General features: G+C 43.0%; 8 protein-coding genes. 2 read left to right on the plus strand and 6 right to left on the minus strand.

Annotation, left to right across the window (positions count from 1 at the left end):
* From VIP81_RS31950 to VIP81_RS31965, 4 genes are all read right to left on the minus strand, one after another.
* Positions 1-731 (minus strand): SusD/RagB family nutrient-binding outer membrane lipoprotein (locus tag VIP81_RS31950; RefSeq protein WP_331971765.1); only part of this gene is annotated, 731 nt, incomplete at its 3' end.
* Between the two features lie 36 nt (positions 732-767).
* Positions 768-4,499, minus strand: a complete 3,732-nt coding sequence (locus tag VIP81_RS31955) for a SusC/RagA family TonB-linked outer membrane protein (protein WP_331971768.1) — start codon at positions 4,497-4,499, stop codon at positions 768-770.
* Positions 4,500-4,685: 186 nt separating this feature from the next.
* On the minus strand, positions 4,686-5,768 hold the full coding sequence (locus VIP81_RS31960; RefSeq protein ID WP_331971771.1) for a FecR family protein: 1,083 nt from the start codon (positions 5,766-5,768) through the stop codon (positions 4,686-4,688).
* Positions 5,769-5,962: 194 nt separating this feature from the next.
* Positions 5,963-6,574: a sigma-70 family RNA polymerase sigma factor gene (locus VIP81_RS31965; protein WP_331971774.1), complete on the minus strand. Its 612-nt coding sequence runs from the start codon at positions 6,572-6,574 to the stop codon at positions 5,963-5,965.
* 221 nt (positions 6,575-6,795) lie between these two features.
* On the opposite strand from VIP81_RS31965, the gene VIP81_RS31970 reads away from it, so the two are divergent.
* Positions 6,796-7,320, plus strand: a complete 525-nt coding sequence (locus VIP81_RS31970) for a class I SAM-dependent methyltransferase (protein WP_331971777.1) — start codon at positions 6,796-6,798, stop codon at positions 7,318-7,320.
* A gap of 505 nt (positions 7,321-7,825) precedes the next feature.
* Positions 7,826-8,419 carry an alpha/beta hydrolase gene (locus VIP81_RS31975; protein ID WP_331971780.1) on the plus strand — a complete coding sequence of 198 codons (594 nt, stop codon included), beginning with the start codon at positions 7,826-7,828 and terminating at the stop codon, positions 8,417-8,419.
* Between the two features lie 114 nt (positions 8,420-8,533).
* Here the strand turns inward: VIP81_RS31975 and VIP81_RS31980 are convergent, their stop codons facing one another.
* Positions 8,534-9,013, minus strand: a complete 480-nt coding sequence (locus tag VIP81_RS31980; protein ID WP_331971784.1) for a hypothetical protein — start codon at positions 9,011-9,013, stop codon at positions 8,534-8,536.
* Between the two features lie 315 nt (positions 9,014-9,328).
* A partial coding sequence (locus VIP81_RS31985) for a hypothetical protein (RefSeq protein WP_331971787.1) occupies positions 9,329-9,539 on the minus strand: 211 nt, incomplete at its 5' end.

Here is a 9,539-nt window from a genome sequence, read left to right on the forward strand (position 1 = left end):
AAAGCATATTGCAGGTATGGCGTGGCAGTAGCCACATCTTTTTCCACTATCTGCATCGCATAGCGAAGCAGTAAAGAATTACCAAATTTCTGCCACATGGTAATATTGCTGTTAAACAATGTTTCCGAAGAGCCTAATGTGACATAAGGTTTACCTCCCGGTGTATTCGCAGCAGTGGTAAGGTGTTGGGATGCCCATTTAAGTTGTTCCAGCACGCTTTTATAAATGCTTTCCTGGGAGTCGTAAACCGGCCGGAAATTAGCGGTTTCATTGGCGTAGGCACGCCCTGCCTTTGAGTAAGGAATATCCCCAAACTGATCAGTAATGCGCAGTGTTTTATATGCCCGCAGAATGTAGGTAATGCCTTGTACATTATCCATTTCTGTTTTATCTCCCGTATAAGCATCTATTTTATCCTGAATCTGATTCAGGTTTTGCAGCGCAGCATAGTAGTCAGTCCATATATCCAACGCACCATTCTGTACCAGGTAACCTGAGTTGCCGCTGATAGTCGCCAGCTGGGTAACCGGATAATAATATTCATTATGAATGGCGGCCTGCTCCTGCCCTTTCAGGAACAGGGTGCTGATCACACCATTTACCAGCGGGGGGATAGTGGTGGTAGTAGGTAATCCCGGCGTGGTATTGATGTCCTGAAAATCTTTGGTACAGGCGCCAAAAGTCATGGAAGCACCGGCAATATATAAAAATATTTTTTTTGCTTTGTTCATGTTTGCACGTTTTAATCGGTGAGTAGATCTGTTCCGTTAAAAAGAAACCCTTACCTGGAAACCTAAGGAGCGGAAACTCGGCATAGACATAAACTCCAGTCCCTGCGCGTTGCCGGCGCCATTTACGCCTTCCGGATTGATATGGTCCGGCAAAGAACTATACAGGTAAAAAAGATCTCTTCCAACCAGTGTCAAAGAAGCTGCCTGGAATACTTTTGTCTTCCTGATAAAACTTTGTGGCACCTGGTAGCTAACCGATATTTCTCTCATCTTTACCCAGGTATTTTCGAAAACAGAATTCCTGTTGATCCAGTCACTTCCTTTTACACCGGAACCCAGATCAGTACTGCTCCATACGCCGTAAGGCATATATTTATAGTAATAGTGTACTACGTTATTATTGACCTTTCCATCGGGAAATACACCCGGCAATATCACGCCCCAGTTGGTTTTTGTACCATCGGGAGTAGTGTATGCCAGTCCGCCGCCATCTCTTTCTTTCAGTGTTTCTTTTGCCTGTCCCTGCTGCATGATCGTTGCATAAGTACCAGACCAGATATCACCGCCTATTTTGGCGTCAATCAACGTGCTCACAGAAAATCCTTTAAAACTAAAAGTATTGGTGATGCCACCGGTTAATTTAGGCGTGGCATTTCCCAAAGGCACTAAACCATCTGTTGCCTGGTACATGGTGCCGTTCATTTCCGGTTTGCCATATGGATTCTGGACCATCAAAGGCAGGTGGGTTTTAGGATCGTATACATAATCATATCCGTATATCGTACCATACTGGTCTCCTACCCTTGCTGAAATAACCGGACCGTGTGCGCCGCCGTCATTCCAGGCGCTGGCCATATCTACGCGATCGGTTCCATCAGATAAAGACAGCAGTTTGTTGTTGCTGTGTGCCAGGTTGAGGGATACATCCCAGCCAAAATCTTTCCGGTCAATCACTTTCGCGCGCAGAATTAACTCTATGCCTGAATTTTCCAGTACCCCTGTATTCACCACGATACTGCTCACACCCGAGCTGAGTGGCAGCGGAGAACTGAGGATCTGGTTCCTGGATTTTCCTTTATAATATCTAAAATCCGCGTTCAGACGGTTATTGAGAAAACCTAACACGATACCAAAATCTGTAGTGGTGTTGATAGCAGGTTTAAAATTAAGTGCCGGCAGTGTGTTGGGTAACATCGTTGCCGCCTGCCCTGCAAATGTTAAAGTGGAATAGTTATAGTTGATCTGGAAGGGCAACGGATCGGTGGCTGCCTGCGCCCAGGCTACTCTTATCTTTCCAAAACTCAGGATAGCAGGATCAATTTTGAAGGCATCAGAAAATACAAAACTACCCGCAAAGGAAGGGAAGAAATAAGACCACTGATTTTTTGGCAAAGCAGATGACCAGTCGTTACGACCGGTGATATCCAGGTAAAGAAAATCCTTGTATGACAAATTAATAAAGCTGTATAAAGAATTCATGCGTTTGCGCAACTGGCTTTCTGTTATGGGATGCGGATTACCAAGATAAGTGCCGGTATTCAGGGAATATACATCTGGCATAGCCCAGTTGTCATTGTAGCCAAACATGCCATACATTTCACGCTGGTACATGGTTCCACCCACGGAAAACTTACCATTAATATCGCCTCCCAGGATTTTATCTTTATGCAGCGTACCGATGAAATCCATATTGGAAGCATTATCCCGCTCTGTACCATGACCATAATATCCTTTAATGCCGACAGCATCTGTAGGCGTATTTTTGGTGGTCATTTCGTTGGTGTTGTTGTCTATTCCACCGCGGAAAATGAAATCCAGGAAGTCAGTCGCTTCGTAATTCAACTGCACACCTGCCAATAATTTTCTTCTGTTTTGGTTGGTGTTATTTTCATAGATGTTCCAAACCGTAGCGCCACCATTTCCCACCCAGGGAAAATTCGTCAGCGTATTCTGGGAACCATCTTCATTTTTATAGATCCCAATATCTTCGCCATGGTAGTTTCTGCCGGCATTGTATACCAGTCGTTTCATCCAGGAGTTACCGTCATCATTACCCAGTTGTGGCGGGTTGTGATACTGATTAACAATGTAGGAAGAAGTCAACTGCACATTCACTCTTTTCGTCAGCTTCATGTTGGCGCCCAGGTTGAAGGTATTGCGGTAGTAGCCACTGTTGGGTAGTACGGCCGTATTATCCAGCCGGGAAAAAGAGGCCCGGATAGATCCCCATTCATTTCCGCCGGCGAGCGATACATTATGCGATGACTGCATCCCATTACGGAACAGTAATTTAATATTATCCGGTTGCGGCACATCTGCTTTTTGTGTACCATCCCACCAGGTAATCATTTTACCATCCATTTTAGGACCCCAGGACACGCCGGAACCAGGCCAGCCTACCTGATTGTAGGTATTTACACCGTAAGGGCCGGATCCTGTCTTAGGATCCACATACATGCCGTTCCAGTTTTCTGTCAGTTTAGGATTACCGTTTGCATCAGTTAAATATTGTGGCGCATCCAGCGACACCATGCCACCTGCACCGTATTCATTTTGCAGTTCGAGGTAGCGGTATGGATCAATGCTTTTAAATCCATAGGTATAATCAACACCAAGACCACTGCGTTTGGCGCCTTTTTTGGTGGTGATCAGGATTACGCCGTTAGCACCTTTACCTCCATACAAAGCGGCAGCAGTCGGGCCTTTCAGCACACTCATTGTTTCAATATCTTCCGGGTTAATCATGTTGATCGGGCTACCAAAATCCTTGGGAGAACTGGTGTTACTGGCATCTGCATTATTTCCCGCGTACATGGCGCTACCTGTAGGGGCGGTACGCACGTTATAAGGCTGCGCCAGGTCGTTGGCCATAGGCATGCCATCTACAATGATCAGCGGCTGGTTATCGCCCTGTATGGTGTTATTTCCGCCAATTACAATACGGGTGGTTCCACCGTCTACACCATTTGGACTGGTTACATTCACGCCGGCCATTTTACCTGCCAATGCATTCAGCACATTAGGTGCGTTGGATCTGGCCACTTCTGCACCTTTTACTTCTTCCTGTGAATAGCCCAGTGTTCTCACGCTTCTCTTAATACCCAATGCTGTAATGGCTACGGCATCCAGCGAAGTAGCGGAGGTAGTCATTACAATGTTCAACACGGCATTGCTGCCTACGGTTACCCGTTGCGATGCAAACCCGATAGAAGAAAAAACAAGGACATCGCCGTCTTTCGCTTCCAGCTCAAAATGTCCGTTTAGATTTGTTACCGTGCCCCGGCTGGTACCTGCTACCATTACGTTCACACCGGGCAATGCCTCGCCGGTATTGGACTTTACAATCCCACTGATCTTTTGAAAAAGTGTATTCAATCCTTCTATGCTCATCGCCGCCTCATTATTGTTATCCTTTTTTAAAATGATCTGTTCATTGATCACTTCAAAATTGATATGGAGGGGATTGAGTAAACGATACAGTACATCGCCCAGCTGCTCCTCATGGGCGGTTACCGCAATACGTAGTTTTGCCGGTAAGGTACTGCTGCTGTAGGTAAAGTTTACGGAGGTCTTTTGCGTGATTGTTTTCAGGATACTACGCAGGTCGCTGGGCGGCATTTTTAGCGATACTTTTTTGCTCAGGACCTCCTGTCCACGTGCATTTTTGGCAAATGAACAGGTGATCAGGCAAAACAGAAGACCTATTTGTAGGAGTGCAACCCTCATAAAAAATATGACAGTCCGGTTGGAGTTTGCAAATTTGTGCATAACTTCAAGTGTTTTGTTGTGATTAATAAAATGATTAGTACGACAATTCGCTTCCTGTATCAGTTGTCCAGACCCTACAGGAAAAAATTACAGGTGGCGGTGTTAGTGCATCGCCACTTTTTTTTGGTTGATAATATCAAGTAAACATAGAGAACGTTTTAGTGGAATAACAAGTGAACAATTCCTTTAACTACAGGGCTTCCCGGTAATATATACCTGCCCTTCCCTTATCGTGTAACCGGCATTAATAGCCGCGCAGATTATCTTTAATTTATCTTCAAATGATTCATTGGTGATGGTAGTGGTAATCATGCATTTAGCAAATACCTCTTCATTAACGTTAATTTTAATACTGTAAGCGGCTTCCAGTGCGCTAAAGATGGTGGTAACCGGCGTATTATCAAATACAAAAGGCTGCACTTCCGCAATGGGTTGTATGGCCGCCAGCTGCCTGTTATCCAGCGAATCGGCTATAAACGCAGCCGTCCTGGCATTGAAACGGATCTGATGATTAGGCGTTACGATATAGGTATGCTGTTGCTTATCTGCCAGGTTGTACACCGCTATTTTACCTGTTTTCACGGTTACAGTAAGATCACCATTATTTTCAGATACATTGAAACTGGTTCCCAGCACACGAATCCCTACTTCCGGCGTATACACTAAGAACGGCCTCGCGGCATCTTTAGCGATATCAAAAAAAGCATCTCCTTTCAGGTATACTTCTCTTTGGGAATGCAATAAGAAAGCATCATGTTTAATAGAAGCCCCTGCTTTTAGAATCACAGACGAGCCATCCGTTAAATAAGCCACCTGGTTGACGTTCGTCGTATTGACCCGTATCAGCTGCTGGTTTTCCATATGGCTGGTGAGCTTTTCGGCTACCAGCCTTTTGTTGTTTGTCTTCAGGTAGATGGATACCAAAACGACTCCAGCTATTACAGCGGCCGCAGCCCCCCACCATTTATAATGTAAAAGGCGGCGCATTGGTGAGTGTATTGGCTGTCCTGCGGGGCGCTCTTCCAGCAAATGATGATCCAATGCAGCATACACCTCTTCCAGTAACGTTTCATCAACAGCTGCCGGTTGGGCACTTCTACCTAACCCCAACACCATACTCCTGGCTTTTTCCAGCACAGGTATACGTTCAGGATGAGCTGCCATCCATTGTTCCCACCATGCGGTATTCGTCGCGTCCGGAAACAACACCCATTGAACAAAGCGATCATCCCTGATAAATTCCCAGGTATCCTCTCCAAAATGCTTCATGCAACAATTTATTTAGGAGGCAATCAGCTGCCCTTTAATAACAAATGACAAAAGCTTTCATTTTATACTCAAAAAAAATAAAGTTTTTTTAACATTGTCTATGTAACGCCCTGCCATAACGGGAAAATAGCCATCTCACGAAGCAGAAATGCTTCATTTAAATACCCATGCAGGATAGTAAGGTGATAATGAGGCTAGAGAAACAGGAAGAATGTTTCCAGCAAACGCCGGGCAAAGGGCGCTGTTTCCAGTGTTTCTTTAATGCGTCCCAGGGCGCTGTAAAGCAGGTTGCTAACCGACTGGTATTTCATGTGCATCATTTCTGCAATCTGGGCATTGGTAAAGCCCATATAAAAACGCAGCGTAATAATTTCCTGTTGACGACGGGAAAGCTTTTTAATGGCATTGTCCAATAATATACTACGGGAGTTATTAATTTCCGAATCAATGATCCGTTCTTCTACCGTGGCCTCCGACCTGGAGATGTCATGAAGGTATTTACCCTGTTTATCGGTAGCAGCACGGCATTGGCAGTCTGCCCGGATCAATTTATATCTCAGGCTACGGCATAAATAAAACCGTATGGCCACTTGCTCACTGATCGTTTCCCGGCTGTTCCACATCTCTATGAAGAGATCCTGGACCATGTCCTTTAGCTTCTCCCTGTCGACACAAAATCTAAAGCCATATTGAAACAGGGACAGCGTATATTCCCGGTAAATCAGTGTAAAAGCAGCTTTGTCACCAGCTTTAAATCGCTTCCATAAAGCAGCTTCATCAAAACTTACGTCTTTCATTGCAGGCATGCGTGGACCTTTTTAAGCAAAACTGATTTTGGTATTAAATATTGGCTGGTTAAAACTTTGATATGTGTAGGTAATGTAAATATTTTCCGGCAATTGGTCAAATTTGATTCAAATACCATAACGGAAAAACATAAAAATATCAGTATTCTATGATCTTCCATCCCATCTTCTATTTTCAAAAATTTAACTGAAAATAGAAAATAAATTAACTTTCGTATACTATGGATATACGAGATGCGATTACGTTAATAAAGCACGTTGATTATACGACGACACCCCAAAGTATTTGGGCTGATCTTGGATGTGGGGCAGGATTGTTCACTTACGCGTTGGCCAACCTGTTGGCACCCGGGAGTACTATCTATGCCTGGGATAAAGGGACTACTCCTTTATCTCCTTTACCTAAGCCACATCATATTAATATAAAACCCCGACAGCTGGATTTCCTGAAAAATGATTTACCCGTATCAGGACTGGACGGCATTCTGATGGCCAATTCCCTTCACTATGTACAGGACAAACCTCCTTTCATTGAAAAGGTAAGCACACACCTACAGGAACAGGGTGCTTTTCTGATAGTGGAATATGAAACTACAAGAGCTAATCCCTGGGTGCCCTACCCTATACCCTTTCACGCCTTAAAAACATTGTTTCATGAGGCCGGCTTTATTTCTGCCGTTAAGCTGCAGGAAAGGCCTTCCGTATATGGATCAGCGCAGATGTATGCGGCATTATTCAAAAGATAACATGTCTTCTCGCTTAATAATATTTGTTTTCGGATATTTTGCTTTAAGCAGCTTTTTGTACAAGAGAAAATTATCACCCTGCGAATAATTGCTTTCTTCGCAGGCAATAACAGCTTTGGGTTCCATAGTTACTTTATTAAAAAGTATTTTAAAATGTTACAGTTGGCACTGTACTTGCAAATGCTGCATGCCCAACTAAACAAATCAGATAGCATTATTAAATATACTTGCCGACATCATCGCCTGTTTTCATGCAATGCCATCAACACAGGGCAAATAAATATATATTTAAATAACTGATTTTTCGGCAATATCGAAAATTATTATGTCAAGAAAAAGGGAGGAAATAAGAAAGTTTATGGTGAAAAATGTGCAAGTGATTTTTTTTATTTTACTTATGTTCGCCAGCTTTCGGGGGCGGGCCCAAACCCCGGAGGCTACAGCTATAAAAGAACAAAAGACTATTTATCTTTTCAGTGGTATCGGAGCAGATTCAAGTATATTCATGAATCTGAAACTTCCAGGCTATCATAAAGTTTATATCAACTGGATACCTGCATTGCCGCATGAGTCATTAACACAATATGCCGGCAGGATAAAGAGCCAGATCACGGTCGAAAATCCATATATCATAGGGCTTTCCTTTGGAGGCATCATGGCGGTGGAAGTATCCAAACAGATCAGGGTTAAAAAAATGGTGCTGATCTCTTCGGTCCGAACCAGGCGTGAATTAAATAAGGTACAGTTTTTCTTCATGAAAATGGGCCTATACCGAATCATTCCCGGCTCATTAATAAAACGTACCAATTTTCTGACCTATCGCTATTTTGGAACCCGGACACCAAGTGATAAGGAAGCATTAACGAAATTGCTGCTGGAAACAGATGTTACTTTTTTCCGTTGGGCATTGAAAGCCATTGCCTTTTGGGATAATAAGGAAGCACCTGAGAGAACCATTCTGATACATGGAACCGCCGACAGAGTAATAGCCAGCAGGTTGGTGTCTCCTGATTATCGTATTAAAGGCGGAGGGCATCTGATGATTTTAGATAAAGCAGATACTATTAGTAAAATCATCAGGAATTATTTTCGGGAATAGCCGTCTGTCAGAGAAAGGTGCTAAATTAAAAAGTTGCCTCATCTATATTGATGAGACAACTTTTTAAAAAATGATTTATTACATGTATTGTTCCTGTTCGTTCATTAGCTGAGTTCAGCTTACATTGATAGTCACAGCACTGCTAACAGAGAGGTTACTTATTTCACAACCTGATACGGTGGGCAAACCAGGAAATGGTGTTATCCAAAGCACGGTACTTCCCAGTGCTACCTGACTAAAAGGATTAGCGGAAGTAGGTATGGAAAACTTCACGTTGTATACACCTGCAGGTACAGACGATGATGTGTAGGTGTCAAAACATAACAATGAAATTGTTTCACCTCCCCCAACAGGAGTAAAATAAATGATTAAAGGTTTCGAGGGAGTGACAGAAAGATTCACTGTAATGGCGACAGAAAAGGCAGCACGTGAGGGTATCGTCGTGAAATGGCCTGCTTTATGCAAATCAAAATTCATTTTATCAGCTGCCTTAGTACTGGAAACCAGTAGAACAGCGGATAAGCCCAGCACATACGTTTTGCTTACCATAGCATTAGCATGACCAGCGAATGGAGCTACAAAAAATTTCTTCATTGTCATTGATTTTTGGGTTTAAAAAAATTAGCAATTAAAAAAGAGAGCAGTCTACTATAAGACTGTTGTTTTAACTAAGGATAGTTTTTTCATCGTCACTAATTATCTATCATCATGAACGGGGTCACGTCTCCAGCCTTCTATCGCTGATATCAGCACTGTCTGATCGCTTTAAGGCTAACGCAATGTAAAATAATTTTCTCAAAAGGAAATATAATTTCTCTTAAGCTGATAACTTTAAAATAGGCATTTCACAAAAATTCTTTCTTATGGAAGAAGAAGAGATGATTTCGATAGTGCTAATGTAATAGGATTTTATTCCTTCAAGGCTATTTTCAAAACGGTAGTTGCATATCTGAAATCCTCAAAATAAGTTTTCATCTCTAAAGCAGCATATTGATCCGCTTCTCTACAACAACCAGAAAATTTTCTCCCAAAAAATTTGCCGGATAGAAAAAGATTTTTAATTTGGAATATCTCATCGGGATGTAGCGCAGTCCGGTAGCGCGCGTCGTTCGGGACGACG

The organism is Chitinophaga sp. (genome assembly GCF_036566945.1).
Lineage (GTDB): Bacteria > Bacteroidota > Bacteroidia > Chitinophagales > Chitinophagaceae > Chitinophaga.

Coding starts and splice junctions, on each gene's coding strand:
- VIP81_RS31970 (WP_331971777.1), top strand. CDS start 6,796: ATGGATATACGAGATGCGATTACGTTAATAAAGCACGTTGATTATACG.
- VIP81_RS31960 (WP_331971771.1), bottom strand. CDS start 5,768: ATGAAGCATTTTGGAGAGGATACCTGGGAATTTATCAGGGATGATCGC.
- VIP81_RS31965 (WP_331971774.1), bottom strand. CDS start 6,574: ATGCCTGCAATGAAAGACGTAAGTTTTGATGAAGCTGCTTTATGGAAG.
- VIP81_RS31975 (WP_331971780.1), top strand. CDS start 7,826: ATGAATCTGAAACTTCCAGGCTATCATAAAGTTTATATCAACTGGATA.
- VIP81_RS31955 (WP_331971768.1), bottom strand. CDS start 4,499: ATGCACAAATTTGCAAACTCCAACCGGACTGTCATATTTTTTATGAGG.
- VIP81_RS31980 (WP_331971784.1), bottom strand. CDS start 9,013: ATGAAGAAATTTTTTGTAGCTCCATTCGCTGGTCATGCTAATGCTATG.